Consider the following 24102-nt stretch of genomic DNA (forward strand, 5'->3'; position numbering starts at 1 on the left):
GCGGTAAAGCCTAAGCGAGGGACCAATTTCGGGCGAGCGCGTGACGTGGGGAGTTCTCCCCACTTATGCTCTTCGGTTCGGTCGACTCAGACCGCGCCGACGTAGCGGGCCAGGTGCTCGCCCGTCAGCGTGCTGCGGTCGGCAACGAGCGCCGCCGGTGTCCCCTCGAACACGATGCGACCGCCGTCGCGACCGGCGCCGGGACCCAGGTCGATGATGTGGTCGGCGTGCGTCATGACGGCCTGGTGGTGCTCGATGACGATGACGGAGTTGCCGGCATCCACCAATCGGTCGAGCAGGGCGAGCAGGTTGTCGACGTCCGCGAGGTGAAGCCCCGTCGTCGGCTCGTCGAGGACGTAGACCGCCCCCTTCTTCGCCATGGCGATCGCGAGCTTCAACCGCTGCCGCTCACCGCCCGAGAGCGTGTTGAGCGCTTGACCGAGGGTGATGTAGCCGAGACCGACGTCGATCATGCGACCGAGCGTCGTCTTGGCCGGTCCGGTCGTGAACCCGTGCGCCTCCTCGGCGGACATCGCGAGCACCTCGGCGATGTTCCTGCCGTCGAGCGTGTACTCGAGCACCGCTTCGCTGAAGCCGGACCCTTCGCAGACCTCGCATCGCGTCTCGACGCTCTGCGTGTAGCCGAGGTTCGTGATGATGACCCCGAGCCCCTTGCAGGCCGGGCACGCGCCCTCGGAGTTCGCGCTGAACAGCGAGGCCTTCACCCCGTTCGCCTTCGCGAACGCCGTGCGGATCGCATCGAGCACGCCCGTGTACGTCGCCGGGCTGGAGCGGCGCGACCCCTTGATCGGCGACTGGTCGACGACGACGACGTCGTCGAACGACGGGACGTTGCCGTGGATGAGGGAGGACTTGCCCGACCCGGCCACGCCGGTCACGACCGTCAAGACCTCAAGCGGGATGTCGACGTCCACCCCTATGAGGTTGTGCTGGGTGGCGCCGCGGATCTGCAGCGCACCGGTCGCCGGGCGAGTCGAGGTCTTCAGCGCTGCCCGGTGATCGAGGTGCCGTCCCGTGAGGGTGTCGGATGCCCGGAGCCCGGCGACGTCCCCCTCATACATGATCCGCCCGCCGCGCGATCCCGCATGCGGGCCGAGGTCGACGACGTGGTCGGCGATCGCGATGACCTCGGGCTTGTGCTCGACGACGAGGACGGTGTTGCCCTTGTCGCGCAGCAGCAGGAGCAGGTCGTTCATGCGCTGGATGTCGTGGGGATGGAGTCCTGCGGTGGGCTCGTCGAACACGTAGGTGACATCGGTCAGCGCGGAGCCGAGGTGACGGATCATCTTCGTCCGCTGCGCCTCGCCGCCGGACAGGGTCCCCGACGAGCGGTCGAGCGACAGGTACCCGAGGCCGATGTCGACGAACGACGCGATGACCTTGCGCAGCCCCGACAGGAGCGGCCCGACGGTCGTCGCATCGATCGTGTCGAGCCACGCGGCGAGGTCGGTGATCTGCATCGCGGCGGCGTCGGCGATGTTCACGCCGTCGATGCGGCAGGCACGGGCGCCTTCGTTCAGTCGGCTGCCGCCGCACTCGGGGCAGGGGAGGAACTTGACGGCGCGATCCACGAACGCACGGATGTGGGGTTGCAGCGCCTCCCGATCCTTCTGCAGGAACGACTTCGTGATCTTCGGGACCAGACCCTCGTAGGTCATGTTCATGTTCTGGAGCTTGACCTTGGTCGGCTCCTTGTACAGGAAGTCGGCGCGCTCCTGCTCGGTGTACTGCGCGATGGGCTTGGCCGCGTCGAGGAACCCCGACTCGGTGAAGATCCGCACCATCCAGCCGTCCACGTTGTAGCCGGGGACGGTGATCGCGCCCTCGGCGAGCGCCTTCGAGCTGTCGAAGAGCTCGTCGAGGTCGACGTCGCTGACCTCGCCGAGCCCCTCGCACCGGGGGCACATGCCGCCGGTGACGATGTCGGACCCGGGCACGGTCGGGATGTTGAACGAGAACGCCTGCGGCGACCCCACCCGCGGCTCGCCGAGGCGGCTGAAGAGCAGCCGGAGCATCGAGTACGCGTCGGTCGCGGTGCCGACGGTCGAGCGCGCGTTGGCCCCCATCCGCTCCTGGTCGACGATGATCGCGGGGCTGATGTTCTCGAGGCCGTCGACCTCGGGACGGGACAGCTGCGCCATGAACTGCTGGACGAACGTCGGGTACGTCTCGTTGATGAGGCGCTGCGACTCGGTCGCGATGGTGCCGAACACGAGCGAGGACTTGCCCGATCCGCTCACCCCCGTGAAGACGGTGAGGCGGCGCTTGGGGATCTCGACGTCGACGCCCTTGAGGTTGTTCTCCCGCGCCCCGATGACGCGGATGACGTCGTGAGCGTCGGCGATGGGAGGATCGGATGCCGGCCCGTCGACGTCGGTGATCTCGTGCTCCGCCATGTCCGCCTCTCCGCCCGCCGTCCCCACATGATCCTCGCGCACACCCCCGGGGGCAAGCGGTCAGCCGCCGGCCCGGTGACACCCGCTCACGTGGTCGTCGACCATGCCCGTCGACTGCATGAGGGCGTACATCGTCGTCGACCCCACGAAGCGGAACCCCCGCTTCCGCAGCGCCTTCGACATCGCGTCGGACTCCGCCGTCGTGGCGGGGACCTCGGCGAAGGTCTCCGGTCGCCGATGGGATGCCGGGGCAAACGACCACATGAACGCGTCGAGTTCGCCCGGGGCCATCTCTGTGACGAGCCGCGCGTTGCCGATCGTTGCGAGGATCTTCGCGCGATTGCGGATGATGCCCGCGTCGGCCATGAGCCGGTCGACGTCGGCCTCGTCGAACGCGGCGACGGTCACCGGGTCGAACTCCGCGAACACCTCGCGGAACCTCGGGCGCTTGCGGAGGATCGTGATCCACGAGAGCCCCGCCTGGAACCCCTCGAGGCTCATCTTCTCGAAGAGGGCCCGGTCGCCATGGAGTGGCCGCCCCCACTCCTCGTCGTGGTAGCGGCGGTACTCGGCGTCGTCGCCGACCCAGCCGCAACGAAGGAGGCCGTCGGGCCCGACACGCAGTTCCACGCGTGCCAGGCTACCGACGGCCTCCGACGCTCACTTCTTCTTGAGCGACTTCTCCGGCACGGGCGCCTCACCGCGAGCCGCGAGGTCGGCGTAGTGCGCCCGCGCCTCGTCCTGCCGCTGCCGCTCGATGCCGGAGGCGATCGGTGCGCGCACGTGCTCGGGGGCGAATCCGAACGCGTCGACGAGGTCCTGCGCGTGCGGACGCAGCCGCGCGCAGAGGCGGTCGATGTACTTCGACACCGCGGCGGCGCGCTGCGTCGACAGACGTCCGTTGATGAGGTGCCAGGCCAGGTGCTTCTCGATGAGGTGCAGACCGAAGAGGTCGCGCAACCAGGTGAGGACCTGCCGCGTGCCGTCATCCTCGGTGGCCTTCACCGCATCCGAGAACGCCTCCCACTGCAGCAGCTCGCCGTGCGCCCGCGCGGCTTCGATGAGCTCCGCCTGGTGCGTGTTGAACAGCGCCGCCGCCTCGGCCGCGGGGAGCTTGGATGCCGGGCGCAGCGCGCCGGCGATGTCGGCGACCATCTGCTCGACGCGTCCCGCGAGCAGTTCGTGCTGTTGCTCGGCCCGGAGCCCCAGCTCGACCGAGCGTGCAGTCGAGCCGAAGTCGGCGACCGTCTGCCCGAGGCTGCGGAGCCCTGCGCCGTGGAAGACCTTGCCCGCCGTCTGGCCGACGGCGAACTTCGCGAGGGTCGCGGCATCCGCCCCCTTGAACTGCTTCGCGAAGTCCGCGAGCAGGCGCTTGCCGACCAGCTGGAGCAGCACGTTGTTGTCACCCTCGAAGGTCACGTAGACGTCGAGGTCGGAGCGCAGCCCCACGAGACGGTTCTCGGCCATGAAGCCCGACCCGCCGCAGGCCTCGCGCGCCTCCTGGATGGTCTGCAGCGCGTTCCAGGTGCTGAGCGGCTTGAGCGCGGCCGCCAGGGTCTCGAGGTTCTCGCGCTCGGCGGGGGTGTCGGACGTGCCGCCGAAGACGCCGTCGAAGGTGCGCAGCAGTTCGTCGTGCGCGAAGTACTGGGCGACGTTCTGCGCGAGGAGCGGGAGGAGGCGGCGCTGGTGCTTGCCGTAGTCGAGGAGGACGACCTCGTCGGTGCCGGCGCCGGAGTCGAACTGCCGGCGCTGGTTGCCGTAGGTGACGGCGATGTAGAGCGCGAGCGACGAGGCGATCGTGGCGGCGCCGTCGAGGGAGACGCGGCCTTGGACGAGGGCGCCGAGCATCGTGAAGAAGCGGCGGCCCGTGCTCTCGATGGGGCTCGAGTAGGTGCCGTCGGGAGCGACGTCGCCGTAGCGGTTGAGGAGGTTCGTCCGCGGCACGCGGACGTGGTCGAACGCGAGCCGGCCGTTGTCGATGCCGTTGAGCCCGCCCTTGACCCCGTCGTCCTCGCTCTGGACGCCCGGGAGCAGTTCGCCGTCGGGCGTGCGGATCGGCACGAAGAAGCAGTGCACGCCGTGGTTCACGCCCTTCGTGATGAGCTGTGCGAAGACGGTCGCCGCCTGTCCGTGCTTCGCGGCGTTGCCCAGGTAGTCCTTCCACGCCGCGCGGAACGGCGTGTGGATGACGAACTCCTCGGTCTCGGGGTCGTAGGTCGCCGTCGTTCCGATCGCGGCGACATCCGATCCGTGGCCGATCTCGGTCATGGCGAAGGCGCCGGGGAGCTCCGCGTCGCGGATCGCCGGAATCCAGGTGTCGTGGTGCTCCTTCGTGCCGAGCTGCAGCACGGCCGAACCGAACAGCCCCCACTGCACGCCGGACTTGATCTGCATGCTCGGGTCCGCGAGCACCAGTTCCTCGAACCCGGCCAGGTTGGCACCGTTGTCCTCCTCGCCGCCGTACTCCTTCGGCAGGGCGCGGGTCGAGCCGCCGTTCTTCGCCAGCAGTCGCACCTGATCCATGACCCGCTCGCGGTGCTCGGCGACGCTCTGGCCGTCGATGCGCCAGTAGGCCGGGTCCTTGATGAGCTCGCGCACCGTGAGGCGTGTGTCTCCCCAGGTGCCGCGGAGCATCGCGCCCACGGCGTCGATGTCGATGCGGGGCTCGTGCGCTTCGTCGGCGGTGTGGGGCGCGGTGGGAGCGCCGCCAGCGGGGGTGCGCTTGTCGGCGGCGGGGGTGGAGGAGCGGACGACGGTGTCGGTCATCACTGGCCTTTCTGAGGACGCCGGATCGGCGACGGGACAGGGAAGTTCGACGACAACGGTAGGAGTCCTCTAACAGCGAACCAAAGGCGTTGTCCGGTTGAGACAAGATGCAGGAGGGACGTCGTCGGCCTGACTTGTGCTTCGCCTACACCGGTCGATGTCGGGGCGCCCTGGCAGACTCGCCCCGGAGGCTTCGATGATCGCACTCGCCCGATGGGATGCCGCCGACCGCGGCCTGCTGACGCTCTTGAACACACCCGCCATGACGTCATATCTGGGCGGCCCCGAGACCGAGGAGCAGCTTGACGACCGGCACGACCGGTACGTGCGCACGTGGTCCGATCGATCGGGAGCGATGTACCGCATCGACGTCGACGGCGAGCCCGCCGGTGCGATCGGATTCTGGCCCGTCGACGAGGAGGGCACGCCCGCCTTCGAGACCGGGTGGAGCGTCCTCCCCGGCTTCCAGGGGCGCGGCGTTGCCACCGCGGCGCTGCGCCTGCTGATCGCCGAGGTGCGTCGTGACGGCACCCGAACGCTCCTCACCGCGTATCCCGGCGTCGACAACGCCCCCTCGAACGCGCTGTGCGCCCGAGCCGGCTTCGAGGAATGCGGCATCGGATCGGAGCCGTGGCGCGGCGGCATCCTCACCTTCCGGAGGTGGGTGCTCGACATGTCGCCGCTGGATCTGACCGGACGTACCCCCGATGTCGACGAGCGCTTCACAGGTGACGCTCTCGACGCGGAGCGGTGGTGGCCGCATTACCTGCCGCATTGGTCGTCGCGCTCGCGGACGGCGGCCCGGTACCGGGTCGACGGCGGCCTCGAGCTGCGCATCGACGCGGACACCGAACCGTGGGCGCCGGAGTGGGACGGTGACGTCCGCGTCTCGCACCTGCAGACCGGGCAGGCCACCGCCGAGGTCGGATCGGATGCCGGTCAGCACCGCTTCCGCGACGGGCTCGTCGTCCGCGAGTCCCAGGTGGAGCGGCGCCTGTGGCTACCCCGCTTCGGGGTGATCGCGGCACGCCTCGCCGCGGTGCGGCATCCGGACGCGATGGTCGCGTTCTGGCCGATCGGGTTCGAGGACTCGCCCCAGGAATCCGGGGAGATCTGCATCGCCGAGATCTTCGGATCGGAGGTGGACGACACCGGCGGATGGGTCGGGGTCGGCGTCAAGGCCCACCATGACCCGCGGCTGCGCGACGACGTCGAGAGGATCCGCATCGACGGCGACCTCACCACGCTGCACGAGTACGCCGTCGACTGGTCTCCCGATCGGCTGCGGTTCTTCGTCGACGGTCAGTGGGTGAAGACGGTCGCCCAGCGGATCGACTACCCGGTGCAGCTCATGCTCGACCTCTACGAGCTGCCGCGACGGGACGGACCGCGCGATGGCGGAGCTCTTCCGCACGTGATGCGCATCGAACGTGTGTGCACGTTCCCAGAGTCCTGACACACTGGGAGCATGCGCGTCCTTTCCGTTGACGAGACCGTCGTCCACCTCCGCTCCGGCGGCACCAGCGTCGTCGTCGACCTGCAGCCCGGAGCGGTCCCCGCGATCGTCCACTGGGGCGATGACCTGGGCGATGCGCCGCGCGAGACGCTCGTCTCGCTGGCCACCGCATCCCGCCTGCAGCGCATCTCGGGCGGGCTCGACCACACGGTGCGGCTCGGTGTCGTCGCGACCGCGGCGTCGGGGTGGGCGGGCACGCCCGCTCTCGAAGGCCACCGCGACGGCGCGGGCGTCAGCGCGCTGTTCACCGTCGTCGAGACGCGCACCTCGGGCGACGCGCTCGAGGTGGAACTCGCCGACAGCGAGGCCGTCCTGTCGGCGCGCTACGAACTGCGTGTGACGCCCTCGGGCCTCGTGCGCGCCCGGACGACCCTGCGGAACGACGGCGACGGCCACTACACGGTGCAGGCCCTGCACGTGACGCTCCCGCTGCCGTGGGAGGCGACGGAGATCCTCGACACGACGGGTCGTCACCTGCGCGAGCGGTCCGCCCAACGTCACGAGCTGACCTTCGGGACGCACCTGCGCGAGTCCCGGCGCGGCCGCCCCGGTGCCGACGCCACCCTGCTGCTCGCGGCCGGTGTCGCCGGGTTCGGTTTCGAACGCGGACGCGCCCACGGGGTGCATCTGGCGTGGAGCGGGAACTCCCGCATGTTCGCCGAGCGGACGCCCACGGGAGAGTCGTTCCTCGGTGCCGGTGAGCTGTATCTGCCGGGTGAGATCCGTCTCGCGCCGGGTGAGGAGATCTCCTCGCCCGAACTGCTCGGGTCGTGGGGCGACGGCCTCGACGAGCTCGCCGCGCGGTTCCACGACGAGTGGCGTGCCCGGCCGCAGCATCCGACCCGCCCCCGTCCCATCACGCTCAACACGTGGGAGGCGGTGTACTTCGACCACCGGCTGCCGAAGCTGATCGCCCTCGCCGACGCGGCGGCGGAGCTGGGTGTGGAGCGGTACGTGCTCGACGACGGCTGGTTCCGGCACCGCCGCGACGACACGGCGGGGCTCGGCGACTGGTACGTGGACGAGACGGTGTGGCCCGACGGGCTGCACCCGATCGCCGATCACGTGGTCGCGAAGGGGATGGAGTTCGGGCTGTGGTTCGAACCCGAGATGGTCAACCCCGACAGCGACCTCGCCCGCTCCCACCCCGACTGGATCCTCCGCGGCCGCACCGACCTGCCCCCGTCGGCGCGGCAGCAGCAGGTGCTGAACCTGGCCCACCCCGACGCGTACGCGTACATGTTCCGGGTGATCAGCGACATCCTCACCGCGTACCCGATCGCGTACGTGAAGTGGGATCACAACCGCGACCTCGTCGACGCGGCCGCCGGGCCCGGCGGAGCCGCGAAGGTGCATGCACAGACCCTCGCCGTGTACCGCCTCATCGACGAACTCAAAGCCGCCCACCCGGGCCTGGAGATCGAGAGCTGCGCCTCCGGCGGCGCCCGCGTCGACCTCGGCATCCTCGACCGCACCGACCGGATCTGGACCAGCGACTGCCTCGACCCGATCGAACGCCTCGAGAACCAGCGGTACACGGCCCTCGTCGTCCCGCCCGAGATGATGGGAATGCACCTGACCACCCCGCACGTGCACTCCACCGGCCGCACCGTCTCCCTCACCCTCAGCGGAGCAGTCGCCCTGTTCGGCCACTTCGGCATCGAATGGGACGTCACGACCCTCACCGAAACGGATGCCGCGGCCGTCGGCGCGTGGGTGACGCTCGCCAAACGGGTCCGCCCCCTCGTCGCGACCGGCCGCCTCGTCAACGCGGACGTCGCCGACCCCGGACTCGACGTCCGCGGCGTCGTCGCCGACGACCAGGCATCCGCCTTCTTCACCATCACCCAGACCCAGACGCTCATCTCCTCGCCGGCGGGGCGCGTGCGGTTCCCGGGACTCGACCCCGACCGCACCTACCGGATCGAGATCGTCACCCCCGGCGGGATCGTGCAGACCCCCGCGCAGTCCCCGCTCGAATGGGCGCACCACGACACCGTGCTGACCGGGCGTCAGCTCGCCGTCGTCGGTCTGCGACCGCCGGTGCAGAACCCGCAGCAGGCCGTCGTCGTCGAGGTCACCGCGGTCTGAGGTCCGTCAGATCCGTTCGAGCTGGTCGAGGAACTCGGCCGCCCTCGTCGCCGTCATGATCGTCGTCTGCATCGGCACGTTCGACTGGCAGAGCGTGCGCCCGGCGACGCTGCGACGGGGGTGCCCAGTCGTAGTCGTCGCGCGCCGTCAGGCTGATCTTCGTGCCGATCTCCTCGGACGCGACGACGAAGGGGCCGCTGCCGATGATCTCGGTCGCGTTGCCCGGGCCGAACTCCTCGCTCGTGCGGTCGAGCGTCTCGTCGGAGAGGAGGCCCGCGTTGATCGCCGAGGTCGCCTGCGCGAAGCCGGGTGCGGGGGCGCTGAAGTGGAAGCGCACCGTGTGCTCGTCGAGGACCTCGCTGCTCTCGTAGTTGGTCACCTGCTCCGAGACGGTGAACTTCCGGTCTGGGTCGCCGAGGCCGAGCAGGTCGAAGTTCTTCGCGACGTTCTCGGCATCGAGCGGCGTGCCGTCGGAGTAGGTGACGTCATCGCGGAGCGTGAACGTGTACTCGGTGGCATCCGCGTTCACCTCGGGCAGCTCGGCGGCGATCCACGGCTCGAGCTCGAGGGTCTCGGGGTCCTGGTAGAGCAGGCGGTCGGTGATGTTGTTGATGACACCGCCGTTCGGGTAGAAACCGCCCGACCCCGGGTACAGGGTGTTCCAGGTCTGCGGTTCGAGGTAGGTCAGGGTGCCACCGGTCTACGGTTCGCCCGCTCCGGCGTTCGAGGTGGGTGCGGTGGCGGCGCCGGCGCAGCCGGCGAGCGCCGCGACGAGCGCGGCGCCGACTGCGGCGGCGAGGGCGGCGCGGAGGGGACGGGTCATGAGGACTCCAGGACGGATGAGGACGGGTGCAGGCCTCATCCGAGCACGCGCGCTCCGCGGCCGCACGCCGCGTGGTCACGGGAGGTAAGAGTGTTACGTCACATGGGGATCATGCCTTGTCGTGGAGGGTGATCCGGTAGCCGTCCGGGTCGGCGAAGGTGAACGTGCGGCCGAACGGGCCCTCGATCGGCGCGGCGACGATCGTCTGGCCGTCGGCGACGAGGGTGTCGTGGATCGCCTGCACGTCGGTGGCTCGCATCCAGATGGCAGCTCCGACTCCGGGATGCTCGGCCGCCGCAAGGTCGGTTCCGGGCACGAGGTCGCGGAGAGCGAAGGCGATCGGGGCGGTGTCGAACACCACTGCGTGCGGGGGTCCGGCGGGTGAGCGCACGAGTCCGAGGTACTGCTCGTAGAACCGCTGGGAGGCGTCGAGGTCGGTGACTTGCAGGGAGACGAAATCGGGTCCGATGGTGGGCATGAGGCATCCCTTCTTTGTGTCAGTTTTCTGACACCGACCACTGTATGTCAGACTTCTGACATGGTCCAGTCGGAAGAGATCGACCTCCCCACATCGCTCGGCTATCTGCTCAAGGAGGCCTCGAGCGCGCTGCGGATCGCGATGGAGGAGGTGCTCCGGCCGCTCGGGATGACCGTCACGTCGTACTCCTGCCTGGAGCTGCTGGCGCAGCGACCCGGTCTCTCGAACTCCGAGCTCGCGCGGGGAGCCTTCGTCACGCGGCAGAGCATGAACGTGCTGCTGCAGTCCCTCGAGCGCGAAGGCTGGGTGACCCGCGCGACGACCGCGTCCGAGGGGCGGGCGCTGCCGGTGACGTTGACGGATGCCGGGCGGCGGCAGCGCGCGCAGGCGAGTGCCGCGGTCAAGACGGTCGAGGACCGGATGCTCGCCGAGCTGTCCGCGCCGGAGCGTCGCCAGGCGTTCGAGCTGCTGACCCGGATGACGCGCGCCCTCCGCGACGGCTGATCAGGCGTTCGCGGCTCAGGCGTTCGCGGCGATGACGGCGACGACGGCCTCGCCGTAGGCCTCGCGCTTCTTGGCGCCGATGCCGGTGATGCCGTCGAGGTCGCCGACCGAGCGCGGGCGCTGCTCGGCGAGGGCGCGGAGCGTCGCGTCGCCGAACACGATGTACGCGGAGACGCCCTGCTCGCGGGCCTGCTCGGCGCGCCAGGCCCGGAGCGCCTCGAACAGGTCGCGGTCGCCCTCAGGCAACGAGTCGGCCGTCGACGACTTCTTCGCGCGGGTCGCTCCCCCACCGGTGCGGCCGAGGACGTCGCGCCGCAACGGCACCGGCTCCTCACCGCGCAGCACGGCGGCCCCGGTCTCGCCGACCGTCAGCACCCCGTACTCACCCTGCGCGACGAGGATGCCGCGGGCCAGCAGCTGGCGGACGACCGAACGCCAGTCCTGCTCGGACAGATCGTTCCCGATCCCGTACGTCGAGAGCTTGTCGTGGCCCTGCTGGCGGATGCGCTCGGTCGAGGCGCCGCGGAGGATGTCGATGAGGTGCCCGGCGCCGAACGCCTGGTTGCGCTCCCGCTGCAGGCGGACGATCGTCGACAGGAGCTTCTGCGACGCGATGAGGCCGTCCCACGTATCGGGCTGGGTGAGGCAGGTGTCGCAGTTGCCACAGGCATCCGAGGACTGGCCGAAGTAGTTCAGCAGGTTCTGGCGCCGGCAGGAGACGGTCTCGCAGAGGGCGAGCATCGCGTCGAGGTGCTGCCCCATGCGCATCTTGTAGGTGCGGTCGCCGGGCGACTGGTCGATGAGGCGCCGCTGCTGCACGACGTCGCCGAGACCGTACGCCATCCACGCGACCGCGGGCTCGCCGTCGCGGCCGGCGCGGCCGGTCTCCTGGTAGTAGCCCTCGACGGACTTCGGCAGGTCGATGTGGGCGACGAAACGGACGTCGGGCTTGTCGATGCCCATGCCGAACGCGATCGTGGCGACCATGACGACACCGTCTTCGCGGAGGAACCTCGACTGGTGCCGGGCGCGGATCGCGGCATCCAATCCCGCGTGGTACGCCAGGGCGTCGACGCCCTGTGTGCGCAGGTACTCGGCCGTCTGCTCGACCGATTTGCGGCTGAGCGCGTAGACGATGCCGGCGGCGCCCTCGGGCTGCGAGCGGACGAACTGCGCGAGCTGGCGACGCATGTCGACCTTGGGCTCGATGCGGTACTGGATGTTCGGGCGGTCGAAGCTCGCGACGAAATGCCGTGCGCCCTGCAGGTGCAGGCGCTCGGTGAGCTCGGTGTGCGTCGCACGGGTCGCGGTCGCGGTGAGCGCCATGCGCGGAACGCCGGGGAATCGCTCGGCCAGGTCGCCGAGCGCGAGGTAGTCGGGGCGGAAGTCGTGGCCCCACTGCGACACGCAGTGGGCTTCGTCGATCGCGATGACGCTGAGCTGCGCGCGCTGCAGGAGCGCGGTCGTCGCGGGGACCGACAGCCGCTCGGGTGCGACGTAGATGAGGTCGAGTTCGCCGTCGAGGAGCGCCTGCTCGACGCCCGCGCGCTCGGCCGGGGTCTGCGTCGAGTTCAGGAACGCCGCACGCACACCGTTGGCGATGAGCGCGTCGACCTGGTCGTGCATGAGCGCGATGAGGGGGCTGACGACGAGGCCCGTGCCGGGGCGGACGAGCGCGGGCACCTGGTACGTGATCGACTTGCCGCCGCCGGTCGGCATGAGGACGACCGCGTCGCCGCCGGCGATGACGTGCGAGACGATGTCGCCCTGGTCGCCGCGGAAGGCCGTGTAGCCGAAGACCTCGGTCAGGACCTTGACCGGGTCATCGCCGACGTGGTCGCGCCGCTCGAGACGCAGGACGGATGCCGGGGGTGCGGCGGGGCGTGCGGGCTGGGTTCGCGCGGGCTGGGGGCGTGCCGGTTCGGCGCGCGTCGCGCGGGCGACGGACGCGGCGTAGTCGTCGAACCGCGGATCAGGCGGAGGCGGCGAGTCGAAGTCGTCCGGTGGCGGAACGTCGTCGGGATCCCACACGAGATCGGCGTAGGGGTCGTTCTGCCATCCGCCGTCACTCACCCGGTCAACCCTAGCCGCGGCATCCGACACGGTCTTCGGGTGTGGAGGGTCTCGGCACGCTTGCGAGGATGGGGAGACCGATTCGCGAGACTGCACCCGGGCGACGAGGATGCGGCGCGCGAACGCAGTCTCGACGCGCTCCTGCAGTCTCGGCGCAGGGGGCGCGGCGCGGGAACGGGGAGGAGCGGGGATGGAACTGAGCAGGTGCACGGCGGCGGATGCCGGTGAGGTCGAGGTGTTCCTGCGCGAGGTCGACCTGACGGTGACCGGGCTGGACGAGCCGTCGGTGCGGCTGTGGGTCGAGCGCGACGACTCGGGGCGGATCGTCGGGAGCACCGGGTACGAGCTGAGCGGCGACGGCACGCACGCGCTTGTCCGGAGCGTCGCGGTCGCGGCGGCGTCGCGCACCCGCGGGCGCGGAAGGGAATTGGCCGGTTTCGCGCTCGACCGCGCCGCGGACGAGGGCGCGGCGACGGCGTGGTTGTTCAGCCGCCGGTCGGGCGCGTTCTGGCAATCGCTGGGCTTCGTCGGTGCGGACCTGTCGGAGCTCGCGCGCGTCCTGGCCGACACGCATCAGGTGCGGGCATTCGTCGCGACCGGGCAGATCACGCGCGAGGTCGCGTGGACGCGGGTGCTCGGCGGGGCGTGAGTCGGTCGGGTGCTGCGCCGAGGCGTCTCAGATGGTCGGTCGGCGGCGCCGAAGGCGACCATCTGCGACGTCTCGACGAGCGGCGGGGCGGATGCCGGGCGGCAGCCGAAAGCGGTGTCGGAACCCCCTCCTAGTCTGGGACTATGTCCAGTTCAGCCGATCGTCGCGATGAGGTCCCGGAGGGGATCCCGACGACCCTGGACTGGGTGGTGCTGAGCGCGGATATGGCGACCATCCACGCCGCGCAGCGGTACGCGTGCATCGTCGAGTTGTGGGATGACGCGATCGCCGACGCGCGCCGTCGGGAGGAACCGGTCGCGTTCGTGGAACGGTCGGTGCGGCTCGAGGTCGCCGCCGCGTTGCGGATCACCGAGCACGCCGCGGGCAGGTTGATGGGTGTGGGGCACTCGCTGATGCGTCGGTACCCGCAGGTGTGGGAGGCGATGAGCCGTGCGGACATCACCGACACCCACGCGACGATCATCGTCGACGGTTTGGATCAGCTCGACGACGTCACCGCGGGGCTGGTTGCGGAGGTTCTGTCGCTCGCGGAAGAGCTCCCGACGGGTCCGTTCCGGCGTGCAATGAAACGGATCGTCGACCGGGAGCAGGAAGCGACCCTCGCCGAACAGCACGCCGCGGCCGTCGCGCACCGGCACGTGCGTGTCGATGCGGGCGTGGATGGGATGGCGTGGCTGACCGCGCACCTGCCCGCAGTCGAAGCACACGCGATCGCCGGCAGGCTCACCGCCATCGCGAAGACCCTCGACTCCGCCGACGACGAGCGCACCCTGGATCAGAAACGCGCGGACGTGTTCGGGGACCTCCTCCTCGACGGCGAAACCGACGCGCTCCCCGAGACCGCGCGCGGGATCCGGCCGACGGTGGCGGTCACCGTCCCCGCCCTGACGCTCCTCACCGGCGACGGCCCGGCCGCCCAGGTCGACGGTGTCGGTCCGATCCCCCTCGATAAGGCGCGGGAGCTGTGCGGAGCGGCAACCGGGTGGATGCGGGTGCTCACCCACCCCGAAACCGGTGTCGTCCTCTCCATCGGGCGCGACACCTACCGGCCACCCGCCGACCTCCGACGGCTCGTCACCTGGCGGGCCGCCCGGTGCATGGCACCCGGCTGCGGGATCCCCGCCGACCGGTGCGACCTCGACCACACCGTCGACTGGCACCACGGCGGGACCACCGCCGCCGACAACCTCGCACCGCTGTGCCGCGGCCACCACACCCTCAAACACCACTCCGACTGGCAGGTTGAAGCCAAACCCGGCGGCGCACTCGAATGGACCTCACCCGCAGGCCGGGTCTACCTCGTGAGGCCCGAACGCCGCATCCCGCAATTCACCGTCGACCCACCCGGACCACCACCGTTCTAGCGATGCCTCACCGCACCATCCGCGCCTCGACGATGCCCGGTGTGCCGGGATCCGTCTGCTCCGCACCGTCGAAGGCGAAACCGCTCCGGCGATAGAACGCGATCGCGCGGGGATTCTCCTTCGCGACCCACAGGACCGCCGGCCCCGCGGGGATGACGGCGTCGAACAGGCTCTGCCACGTCGCGACGTGCAGCGCAGCGATCGCCTCGGCATCCGCCGCGACCGGCTCGCGGATCACGGTGCTCACGCACCGCACCACTTCTCGGCGAGCGTCCCGATGACGTTCGCGTTGCGGTTCGTCGCGACCCCCAGCAACGACGCGGCGCCCAGCGGATCGACCGCACCGTCCTGGTACCCGGGCTGCAGCAGCGCGTGCGCCGCGCGCCCCCGCACCACCATCCGACCGCGCTCGTCCGCACGACCCTCGATGGCCGCGATCTGGGCCTCCGTGAACTCGTCCTTCAGCAGATAGACGTAGTGGCGCGCGAGCCCGGGGTTCGCATCATCCAGCTCACGCGTCTGTCGAGCGACCTCGCGGAACTCCGCGGTCGAGAACACGACGGTCGGCACCTTGAACCCGCGATTCGCGGCGAAGGCCGCCTCCAATGTCCGCTCGATCCGCTGGCGCGACCGCATTCGCGACTCGAAGCGCACGTTCCCCGTGTTGATGTGTGTCGCGACATCCTCGAACCCGACACTCTCGACGACGCGCCGGATGTCGTCCTTCGGGAACACCCGCTTCGCCCCCAGGTTGATCGCGCGCAGGAATGCCAGGTAGATCGCCACGAGGTCAGTCTGCCCGCCCGCGCCGACATCACGACAGCCGGGAGCAGGATGGGAGCATGAACGAGCTCACGCGGTGGCTCCGCGCCCAACCTTCCCTCATCGGATCGCCCCCACCTCTCGAGCTCTCCGACCTGCCGTCAGACCCCGTCACCCTGTTCGAGACGTGGATCCGCCACGCCGCCGACGCCGGTGTCGCCGAACCGCGCGCGATGACCCTCGCCACAGCGGATGCCGGTGGTCGCCCCGACGCGCGCACCCTCATCCTCAAAGGGGTCGATGCGGACGGCTGGCAGTTCGCCGGTCCGCGCTCGTCGGCCAAAGGCGCGCAGCTCGCCGAGAACCCCGCCGCCGCGCTGAACCTCTGGTGGCAGCCCGTCATGCGCGCCGTGCGCGTCCGCGGCGCCGTGCGCGAGGCCGCACCCGACGAGAGCGCGGCCGACATCGCCGGCAGTCCGGCCGGTGCGCTCCTCGCACCCGGCGACTGGGTGCTCTGGCGCCTCATCCCCGAGCGCATCGAGTTCTGGCAGGGCTCCCCCGACCGACGTCACACCCGCATCGTCTTCACACGCGACGGCGAGGATTGGATCCGCGAGCTCTAGAGCCGCACGACCTCGGTCACCCGCACGACCGCAGCGCCCTCTTCGACGGATGCCTCGAGGTCGACCTCCGCGCGGATCCGCCAATCGTGGTCGCCCGCCGGGTCGTCGATGATCTGCTCCACCCGCCACACCCCTTCGGACGCCGACGACTCGTCGATGACGCACAACGCCGGGCTGCGGGCCGCCCCGCCCGTGAGGATCTCGTCGTGATCGTCGAAGTACCGGTCGAGGACGTCGGGCCAGGCGGCATCCGGATCCAACTCGACCAGCGCATCATCGTCCTGCAGCGCGGCCAACTGCACCCGGCGGAACATCTCGTTGCGCACCAGCACCACGAACGCTCGACGGTTCGTCAGCACCGACGGGGGTGCAGGCGGCACGACGGGAGCCTCGGGGTCGTCCGCCGGGTTCACGAGCGCGTTCCACTCGTCGACGAGGCTCGAATCGACCTGCCGCACCAGCTCGCCGAGCCACTCGATCAGGTCGAGCAGGTCGTCGGTGCGCGCCTCCGCCGGCACCGTCTGTCGGATCGCCCGATAGGCATCGGACAGGTACCGCAGCACCAGCCCCTCGCTGCGCCCCAACTGGTAGAACGAGACGAACTCGCCGAACGACATGGCCCGCTCGAACATGTCGCGCACGACCGACTTCGGCGACAACTCGAAGTCGCGCACCCACGGCTGACTCGACGCGAACGTCTCGTACGCCTGCGCCAGCAGCTCCGCGAGGGGCTTCGGCCACGTCACCGCCTCGAGCAGCTCCATGCGCTCGTCGTACTCGATGCCGTCGCGCTTCATCGCCGCGACCGCCTCGCCGCGCGCCTTGTACTCCTGCTGCGACAGGATCGCGCGCGGATCGTCGAGCGTCGCCTCGATCACGCTCACCACGTCGAGCGCGTAATGCCCCGTCCCTGTCTCGCCGTCCTCCGGCGACAGCAGGTCGATCGCGGCAAGGGCGAACGGCGAGAGCGGCTGGTTGAGCGCGAAGTTCGGCTGCAGATCGACGGTGAGACGGATGCCGTCGCCATCCGCCACGACGACGTCCGCCGCCACGAGGGTCCGGAACAACGCAATCGCCCGGCGGGCCAGCTCGTACTTCCGCGCGCGCGGCTCGTGGTTGTCGAAAACGAGTGACCGCACGTTCGCGAACACGTCGCCGCCGCGACCGATCACGTTGATGAGCATCGCCGAGGTCAGCTTCAACTGCGGCGACAGCGGCTCGGGTTCGGCCGCCACCAGACGCTCGAACGACCCCTCGCCCCAGTTGACGACCCCCGTCGGCGCCTTCTTGCGCACGATCTTCTTGCGTTTCGCCGCATCGTCGCCCGCCTTCGCGAGCGCGACGGCGTTCTCGATCTCCCACTCGGGCGCCATCACGACGACGCTGCCGTGGGTGTCGAACCCGGCCCGACCCGCGCGGCCCGCGATCTGGTGGAACTCGCGCGCCGACAGCTGCCGCATCTTCGTGCCGTCGTACTTCGACAGCGCCGTGATCATCACCGTCCGGATCGGCACGTTGATGCCGACGCCGAGCGTGTCGGTGCCGCAGATGACGCGGAGCAGCCCGCGCTGCGCGAGCGTCTCGACGAGCCGCCGGTAGCGCGGCAGCATCCCGGCGTGATGCACCCCGATGCCCGCGCGGACGAGCCGCGACAGCGTCTTGCCGAACCCGGTTGTGAAGCGGAAGCCGCCGATCGTCTCGGCGATCGCGTCGCGCTGCTCGCGCGTCGTGATCTTCACGCTCGACAGCGCCTGCGCGCGCTCGAGGGCGGCGGCCTGCGAGAAGTGCACGATGTAGACCGGGGCCTCGCCGTTCTCGAGCAGCCCCTCGAGGACTTCGTGCACGGGGCGACGCGCGTACGAGAAGTCGAGCGGCACCGGGCGCTCCGCGCCGGCGATGTGCGCGACCGGTCGACCCGTGCGCCGCTCGAGGTCGGCCGAGATCGCCGACACGTCGCCGAGCGTCGCCGACATCAGCAGGAACTGCGCGTTCGGCAGGAGCAGCAGCGGCACCTGCCACGCCCACCCGCGGTCGGGATCGCCGTAGTAATGGAACTCGTCCATCACCACCTGGTCGATCTCGGCCTCGGGACCCAGGCGAAGCGCGACGTTCGCCAGGATCTCGGCCGTGCAGCAGATGATCGGCGCGTCGGGGTTCACCGACGAATCGCCCGTGACCATGCCCACGGCATCCGGTCCGAAGATGTCGACGAGGGCGAAGAACTTCTCGCTGACGAGGGCCTTGATCGGAGCCGTGTAGAACGTGCGGCCGCCGCGGGCGAGGGATGCCGCGTGTGCCGCGACCGCGACGAGCGACTTGCCCGTACCGGTCGGCGTCGCGAGGATCACGTGCGACCCGGACGCGAGTTCGAGGACCGCCTCGTCCTGAGCGGGGTACAGCTCGATGCCGCGCTCGATCGTCCATTCGAGGAAACCCTCGTACACCGCGTCGGGGGTCGACCCGACGGGGATGCGGTCCCGGAGCGTCGAGGTCATCCCTCGAGTCTGCCTCACGGGCGCCGGGACGGTGTGCCCGGTGCAGGTCGGATCGACTCCGACGGCCGCCGATCGGGCGCGACCGGGCGTTTCACCCTGCATCCGGCACGCGACGGGTCAGGGCATGTCGGCCTTCGCGGCGAGCACCCGCGCGGCCGCGGCATCCACCTGCGCCGCGAATTGCGGGTCGCTCTGCGCCTTCACCAGCACGGCGTCGTACATGGCGGGGAAGACCGACGGTTTCGCCGACACGAGCACCACGTCGACACCCGCCGAGATCGCTTCGACGGCGCGCTCGGCCGGCGACCACGCCGACACCGCCACGGCAGCCGACAGGTCGTCCGAGAACAGCACGCCGTCGAACCCGACCTCGTCGCGCAGGACGCTCACCACCGTGGGCGAGAAGACCGCCGGCGCCGATCCGTCGATGCGGTCGTAGATCGCCGACGAGACCATGACGGCGCTCGGCCCCGCCTCGGTCAGCGGCCGGTACACGTCGACGTCGGGACCGTCCGGGGTCACCGTCGTGTCGACGACATCCGCCGCGGTGTCGGTGTTCGCCGTGACGTGGCCGAGGCCCGGGAAGTGCTTGAAGGTGGGCAGGATGCCGGCATCCCGCATCCCCTCGGCGAACGCACCCGCCTTCGCCGCCACCGTTTCAGCGTCGTAACCGTACTGCCGGCCGTACCCGCCGATGGGCGGGTTGTCGAAGCGGGTCGCCTCGCTCGTGACGATGTCGGCGACGGGGGCGAGATCGAGGTTGACGCCCGCGGCGGCGAGCTCGCGGCCCCATTCCTCGGCGGATGCGCGCAGCTGCGCGTCGCTGAGGTCGGCCTGACGGATGCCGTAGGGCATCGCGTCGAACCCGGGACCCTGCAGCACCTGCACCTCGCCGCCCTCCTGATCCGTCGCGACCCACAGCGGCGCGCCGTCGGGGTGGCCGAGCGCGGTGAACCTCGCGACGACGTCCGCGGTGGCGGCGACTCCGGCGCGCGACCGGCCGCTGAGGAAGATCCCGCCCGCATGGCGGTCGGCGACGGCGGCGAGGGTCGCCGGCGATGCCGTCGTCGCGTTCGTGCCGACCATGAAGAGCTGGCCGACGCGCTGTTCGAGCGTGAGGGCGGCGACCGGGTCGGGGGACGGGGTTGCGGACGGGGTCGGCGTGGGGCTCGCGGACGCGGACGGCGTGGCGGCCGCGGACGGCGACGACGACGGAGACGGTGACGCGGCGCACCCGCTGAGCAGAGACACGACCACGGCCGCACCGAGGAGGGACCACCTCAGAGACCGACGCATGCGCACATTCTGCTCTCCCCCAACCGGGACGTGGCCGGTCGGAGCGATCGCATGGTTGTTCCGTGAGCAGCCCGCAGGGGCGGCGTCAGCCCGCACGACCCCGGTTCCGGCGGATCTGCGGGGCCGGGGGCCGACGCGGAGACGGAAACCGCGGCGAGCCGTTCTCCGGAGAAAATGGGGCATCCAGCGCGTCGGCAGCCCTGACCCCGCAGAATCTCCGGAGAACGGCCCGCGGCCCGCTCAGCCGCGGCCGGGGGTGTGCAGCCGGGCGAGGTAGGTGCCCGCCCGCACGGGCGCGCCGGCGCGGTCGGTGAGCGACACGACGATCGTGACGGCCGTCGCGAGCGGGATGGTCCAGGCCGCCGGTTGCGCGAGCAGCGGCGCCGCGAGCCCGATCCCGCCGACGGCGGCGTGCACGGCGAACGCGACGGCGCACGCGACGCCGCCGGTCACCATGCCCGCCACGGCGCCGCGCGCCGTCAGCCGCGACCACCAGATCGACAGCAGCAGCACGGGAGACAGAGCGGATGCCGCGAACACGAACACGACTCCGACCGAGGCGACCAGCCCGGCCGGCGCCGTGAGCAGGGCGATCGCGAGCGGCACGACGGCGACGACGACGGCCGACAGACGGAACGAGCGAACCGAGCCCGAGAACACGTCCTGGCTGATGACCCCCGCGAGCGAGACGGTGAGCCCGGCCGAGGTCGCGAGGAACGCGGCGAACGCGCCGGCGACCACGAGCGCCGTCAGCAGCTCCCCCACCACGCCCGGGAACACCCGCGCGGGCAGCACGAGCGCGACCGTGTCGGCCACACCCGGCTGCGCGAGCTCGGGCGCGACCACCCGCGCGAGCAGCCCGATGACGCTCGAGACGGCGTAGAAGACGCTGACCATGACGATGACGAGCACGGTCGTCCGCCGCGCCGACCCACCCGTCGGGCTCGTGTAGAACCGCACCAGCACGTGCGGCAGGCCCATCGTGCCGAGCAGGAGCGCGAGCAGCAGCGACCCGGCGGCATACGCGTCGATCCCCGCGGGTCCCGCCTCGGCGGGAAAGACCACGAGGGGGTCGATCTCGCGCGCCCCGCCGTTCACGGCGAAGACGATGAGCACGGCCGGCACGAGCAGCGCGGTCAGCTTCAGCCAGTACTGGAACGCCTGCACGTAGGTGATCGCCCGCATCCCCCCGGCCGCCGCCGCGGCGGCGACGAGCACCGCGACGAGCACGGCGCCGACCCACGGCGGGATGTCGGCGACGACCTGCAGCGTGATCCCCGCCCCGTGCAGCTGCGGCACGATGTACAGCCACCCGATGAGCAGGCAGGCGGCGCTCGTCACCCGCCGTGCGAGGCGCGAGTCCAGCCGCGCCTCGATGAAGTCGGGGATCGTGTACGCGCCGCTCCGCCGCAGCGGGGCCGCCACGAACAGCAGCACGAGCAGGTACCCCGCCGCGTACCCGATCGGGAACCAGAACCCCTCCGCCCCGCTCAGCAGCACGAGCCCCGAGAGCCCGAGGAACGTCCCCGCCGAGAGGTACTCGCCGCTGATCGCCGACGCGTTCCACACGGGCCGGACGGTGCGGGATGCCACGAAGAAGTCGCTCGTCGTGCGCGAGACCCGCAGCCCGTAGGCCCCGATCAGGACGGTCGCGCTCACGACGGCCGCGACGGCGAGCAGGTCGAGCGCCGCGTTCATGCGCCCTCGTCGCGGAGCGCGCGCCAGCGGCGCTCGTTGCGGTTCGCCCCGCGCAGGTAGAGGACTGCGAAACCCGCGATCACGGGGTAGAACCCGAAGGCGTGCAGCAGCCACGACAGCGGCACCCCCAGCACGACGATCTCGTCCAGTTCGGGGATGAGGGTGATGGCCAGCAGCAGCGCGACGGTCACCGTCACGAACCCGAGCAGCGTCCCGAGCGCGAGCCGCAGCTGCGAGCGCCGCAGGGCGCGTGCGTACGCCGCCTCGGCGTCGTCGACGGGCGCGCCCGGCAGCGCGATGCCGCGCGTGGGCGCTCCGGGCCGCCCCGACCCCGCGGTGACGCGCACCCGCTCGCGGGTCACGACCCCGTCCGCCCGACGAGCGCCTCGCGGACGGCGGGCAGCAGCCGCCGGCTCACCGGCAGCGCGGTCCCGTCGACCCAGACCGTCGGTTCGGCACCCGCGAGCCGGACCTCGGTGACGGATGCCGCCCGCACGAGGAACGAGCGATGGATGCGGACGAAACCGGCATCCGCCCACCTCGTCTCGAGCTCGGAGATCGGGATGCGGACGAGATGCCCGGAGGCGGCGTCGGTGTGGAGGCGCGTGTAGTCGCCCTCGGCCCGCACCCAGCGGACGTCGCGGCGGTGCACGAACCGCACCGCCGAGCCGACGGTCACGGGCAGCACCTCGTCGCTCTCAGCGGGGAGATCGCTCTCGGTGATGCGGTCGACGGCGCGACGCAGCCGCTCGACCCGGACGGGCTTGAGCAGATAGTCGAGCGCCTGCAGTTCGAACGCGTCGACGGCGTGCGCGTCGTCGGCGGTGACGAACACGACCGCCGGCGGGGACGCGAGCCCGCGGAGGGCCGTCGCGAGCTCGAGTCCCGACAGCCCCGGCATGTGGATGTCGAGGAACGCGGCGGCGACCGGCCGCTCGGTGAGCAGTCGCAGCGCCTCGGCGCCCGACGACGCCGTCAGCACCTCGCCGATCCGGTCGTCGGCGCGCAGCAGGAAGGCCAGTTCGTCGAGCGCCGGCTTCTCGTCGTCCGCGACGAGGACGTCGATCACGGCGCTCATGCCTCTTCCCGGGTGAGGTGGTGCGGCTGCGACTTCGGGATCCGCATGCGCACGAGGGTACCGGCGCCCGGCGCCGTCTCGACGACGAGTCCGCCCTCGGCGCCGTACAGCTGGCGCAGCCGCGTGTCGACGTTGCGCAGGCCGACGTTGCGACCGTCGGCGGCGCTCGTGAGCAGCGCGTGCAGCTCGTCGGGATCCATGCCCGCACCGTCGTCCTCGACGGTGATCTCGGTGTGGGTCGCGGCATCCTCCGACGCGATCAGGATCGTGCCGCCGCCCTCGCCCGGCTCGAGCCCGTGTCGGACGGCGTTCTCGACGAGGGGCTGCACCGACAGGAACGGGATGACGGTGGCGAGCGTCTCGGGCGAGATCCGCAGCGTCACCGACAGCCGTCCGCCGAAGCGCGCGTGCTCGAGTTCGAGGTAGGAGTGGATGCTGCGCAGCTCCTCGGCGAGCGTCGTGAACTCCCCCTGGCGCCGGAACGAGTACCGCGTGAAGTCGGCGAACTCGAGCACCAGTTCGCGGGCGCGCGGCGGGTCGGTGGAGATGAACGAGGCGATCGCGGTCAGCGCGTTGTAGATGAAGTGCGGCGAGATCTGGGCGCGGAGCGAGCGCAGCTCGGCCTCGGCGAGCGCCGCCCGCGAGGCGTCGAGCTCACCGAGCGTGGCCTGCGCCGCGCACCAGTCCGCCACCTCCCCCGCCGCGCGCACGAGCGCCGCCCGGACGGGCGCGGCGAAGGCGACGAGCACGCCCGAGACCCGCCCGTCCACGCGGATCGGCGCTCCGACCGCCTCGAGCCCGTCGCCGCCGTCGGCGCGGGGGAAGATGCGGCGCTTGCCCGTCTCGGTCACCTGCGCCGCGATGCGGCGGGCCGCGGCATCCAATCCCTCGGTCTGACCGTCGCGCGCGACGATCACGTCGCCGACGACGAGCACGACGGCGCGGCTGCCGAGTACGGCCCGCAGGTGCTTCGCCGCGCGGGCGACGTCGGGGGTGTCGAGCCCGCCGCGCAGGTGGGGCGCGGCGAGGCTCGCCTGGTGCAGTGCGCGGTAGGTGGCCTCCTCCGCCTCGCTGCCGAGCCCGCCCGCGCCGCGCGCGTAGCGTCGCGCGAGCAGCAGTACGGCCGACAGCACGATGCCGCCGACCACGCCGAGCAGGGCGGCGAGGACGACGGCATCGGTCATGCGACGAGCCTAGATCGCGGGCGTCAGCAGCAGCGGGCGCCCGGGTTGCGGTCCTGGTCGTCCATCTTCTGACGCCAGAACTGCCGCTCGGTCATCGGTTCCTCCCCGGGGTGCACGCGCCGGTGGTGCGCGACGTAGGTCGCGTAGGCCGTGTCGCCCATGAGGGTGGTCGTGTACCAGCGGATGCCGCGGCCCGCCCGCACGATCAGGTCGAGCATCGCTCGCATCGGCGAGACCGCGGCATCCGTCCGAGTACTCATTTCC

Annotated in this window: 20 protein-coding genes and 1 pseudogene; 6 read left to right on the forward strand and 15 right to left on the reverse strand. The window is 71.1% G+C overall.

Annotation, left to right across the window (positions count from 1 at the left end):
- Window positions 1–86: 86 nt before the first annotated feature.
- The 3 genes from ACPEH0_RS07980 to ACPEH0_RS07990 are packed head-to-tail and all read right to left on the reverse strand — an operon-like array spanning window position 87 to window position 5183.
- Window positions 87–2417, reverse strand: coding sequence for an excinuclease ABC subunit UvrA (locus ACPEH0_RS07980; protein ID WP_366213512.1), 2331 nt, complete (start codon window positions 2415–2417; stop codon window positions 87–89).
- A 60-nt stretch (window positions 2418–2477) separates the two neighbouring features.
- On the reverse strand, window positions 2478–3047 hold the full coding sequence (locus ACPEH0_RS07985) for a DNA-3-methyladenine glycosylase I (RefSeq protein ID WP_217529921.1): 570 nt from the start codon (window positions 3045–3047) through the stop codon (window positions 2478–2480).
- Between the two features lie 30 nt (window positions 3048–3077).
- On the reverse strand, window positions 3078–5183 hold the full coding sequence (locus ACPEH0_RS07990) for an acyl-CoA dehydrogenase (protein WP_363379324.1): 2106 nt from the start codon (window positions 5181–5183) through the stop codon (window positions 3078–3080).
- Between the two features lie 196 nt (window positions 5184–5379).
- Here ACPEH0_RS07990 and ACPEH0_RS07995 point away from each other — a divergent pair, with 196 nt between their 5' ends.
- Both ACPEH0_RS07995 and ACPEH0_RS08000 read left to right on the forward strand, forming a co-directional pair.
- The gene (locus ACPEH0_RS07995; RefSeq protein ID WP_366213511.1) at window positions 5380–6639 is read left to right on the forward strand and encodes a GNAT family N-acetyltransferase; all 1260 of its coding nucleotides are present in this window, start codon (window positions 5380–5382) and stop codon (window positions 6637–6639) included.
- 12 nt (window positions 6640–6651) lie between these two features.
- Window positions 6652–8790 carry an alpha-galactosidase gene (locus ACPEH0_RS08000; protein WP_366213510.1) on the forward strand — a complete coding sequence of 713 codons (2139 nt, stop codon included), beginning with the start codon at window positions 6652–6654 and terminating at the stop codon, window positions 8788–8790.
- Between the two features lie 91 nt (window positions 8791–8881).
- Here the strand turns inward: ACPEH0_RS08000 and ACPEH0_RS08005 are convergent.
- Window positions 8882–9613, reverse strand: a pseudogene (locus tag ACPEH0_RS08005) (ABC transporter substrate-binding protein); the annotation flags it as partial.
- Between the two features lie 109 nt (window positions 9614–9722).
- A complete protein-coding gene (locus ACPEH0_RS08010) occupies window positions 9723–10091 on the reverse strand; it encodes a VOC family protein (protein ID WP_217529929.1) in 369 nt (122 codons plus the stop codon).
- A gap of 60 nt (window positions 10092–10151) precedes the next feature.
- On the opposite strand from ACPEH0_RS08010, the gene ACPEH0_RS08015 reads away from it, so the two are divergent.
- Window positions 10152–10595, forward strand: a complete 444-nt coding sequence (locus tag ACPEH0_RS08015) for a MarR family winged helix-turn-helix transcriptional regulator (protein ID WP_217529932.1) — start codon at window positions 10152–10154, stop codon at window positions 10593–10595.
- A 15-nt stretch (window positions 10596–10610) separates the two neighbouring features.
- Here the strand turns inward: ACPEH0_RS08015 and recQ are convergent, their stop codons facing one another.
- The gene (recQ, locus tag ACPEH0_RS08020; RefSeq protein WP_366213509.1) at window positions 10611–12668 is read right to left on the reverse strand and encodes a DNA helicase RecQ; all 2058 of its coding nucleotides are present in this window, start codon (window positions 12666–12668) and stop codon (window positions 10611–10613) included.
- Window positions 12669–12858: 190 nt separating this feature from the next.
- Here recQ and ACPEH0_RS08025 point away from each other — a divergent pair, with 190 nt between their 5' ends.
- The gene (locus ACPEH0_RS08025; protein WP_366213508.1) at window positions 12859–13317 is read left to right on the forward strand and encodes a GNAT family N-acetyltransferase; all 459 of its coding nucleotides are present in this window, start codon (window positions 12859–12861) and stop codon (window positions 13315–13317) included.
- 143 nt (window positions 13318–13460) lie between these two features.
- Window positions 13461–14702, forward strand: a complete 1242-nt coding sequence (locus tag ACPEH0_RS08030) for an HNH endonuclease signature motif containing protein (RefSeq protein ID WP_366213506.1) — start codon at window positions 13461–13463, stop codon at window positions 14700–14702.
- A gap of 7 nt (window positions 14703–14709) precedes the next feature.
- Here the strand turns inward: ACPEH0_RS08030 and ACPEH0_RS08035 are convergent, their stop codons facing one another.
- Window positions 14710–14949, reverse strand: a complete 240-nt coding sequence (locus ACPEH0_RS08035; RefSeq protein WP_366213505.1) for a hypothetical protein — start codon at window positions 14947–14949, stop codon at window positions 14710–14712.
- Window positions 14946–15488: a DUF1697 domain-containing protein gene (locus tag ACPEH0_RS08040; RefSeq protein WP_366213504.1), complete on the reverse strand. Its 543-nt coding sequence runs from the start codon at window positions 15486–15488 to the stop codon at window positions 14946–14948. The genes ACPEH0_RS08035 and ACPEH0_RS08040 overlap by 4 nt, the downstream gene beginning before the upstream one ends.
- Window positions 15489–15544: 56 nt before the next feature.
- On the opposite strand from ACPEH0_RS08040, the gene ACPEH0_RS08045 reads away from it, so the two are divergent.
- Window positions 15545–16087, forward strand: a complete 543-nt coding sequence (locus ACPEH0_RS08045; protein ID WP_366213503.1) for a pyridoxine/pyridoxamine 5'-phosphate oxidase — start codon at window positions 15545–15547, stop codon at window positions 16085–16087.
- Here the strand turns inward: ACPEH0_RS08045 and ACPEH0_RS08050 are convergent.
- From ACPEH0_RS08050 to ACPEH0_RS08080, 7 genes are all read right to left on the reverse strand, one after another.
- Window positions 16084–18582 (reverse strand): DEAD/DEAH box helicase, encoded by a 2499-nt coding sequence (locus tag ACPEH0_RS08050; protein WP_366213502.1) that lies wholly within the window; start codon window positions 18580–18582, stop codon window positions 16084–16086. The genes ACPEH0_RS08045 and ACPEH0_RS08050 overlap by 4 nt on opposite strands.
- 117 nt (window positions 18583–18699) lie before the next feature.
- Window positions 18700–19878, reverse strand: coding sequence for a glycoside hydrolase family 3 N-terminal domain-containing protein (locus tag ACPEH0_RS08055; RefSeq protein WP_366213501.1), 1179 nt, complete (start codon window positions 19876–19878; stop codon window positions 18700–18702).
- 240 nt (window positions 19879–20118) lie between these two features.
- Entirely contained in the window at window positions 20119–21576 is a 1458-nt protein-coding gene (locus ACPEH0_RS08060; protein WP_366213500.1) for a cation acetate symporter, read from the reverse strand.
- A complete protein-coding gene (locus tag ACPEH0_RS08065; RefSeq protein WP_064003543.1) occupies window positions 21573–21938 on the reverse strand; it encodes a hypothetical protein in 366 nt (121 codons plus the stop codon). The genes ACPEH0_RS08060 and ACPEH0_RS08065 overlap by 4 nt, the downstream gene beginning before the upstream one ends.
- Window positions 21935–22654: a LytR/AlgR family response regulator transcription factor gene (locus ACPEH0_RS08070; protein ID WP_217529948.1), complete on the reverse strand. Its 720-nt coding sequence runs from the start codon at window positions 22652–22654 to the stop codon at window positions 21935–21937. Before ACPEH0_RS08070 ends, ACPEH0_RS08065 begins: the two co-directional genes overlap by 4 nt.
- Window positions 22651–23838 carry a sensor histidine kinase gene (locus ACPEH0_RS08075; RefSeq protein ID WP_366213498.1) on the reverse strand — a complete coding sequence of 396 codons (1188 nt, stop codon included), beginning with the start codon at window positions 23836–23838 and terminating at the stop codon, window positions 22651–22653. Before ACPEH0_RS08075 ends, ACPEH0_RS08070 begins: the two co-directional genes overlap by 4 nt.
- A gap of 23 nt (window positions 23839–23861) precedes the next feature.
- Window positions 23862–24098 (reverse strand): YbdD/YjiX family protein, encoded by a 237-nt coding sequence (locus ACPEH0_RS08080; protein ID WP_254631873.1) that lies wholly within the window; start codon window positions 24096–24098, stop codon window positions 23862–23864.
- Between the last annotated feature and the right edge of the window lie 4 nt (window positions 24099–24102).

The sequence above is a fragment of the Microbacterium sp. NPDC079356 genome, from assembly GCF_049545465.1.
Classification (GTDB): Bacteria; Actinomycetota; Actinomycetes; order Actinomycetales; family Microbacteriaceae; genus Microbacterium; species Microbacterium gawkjiense.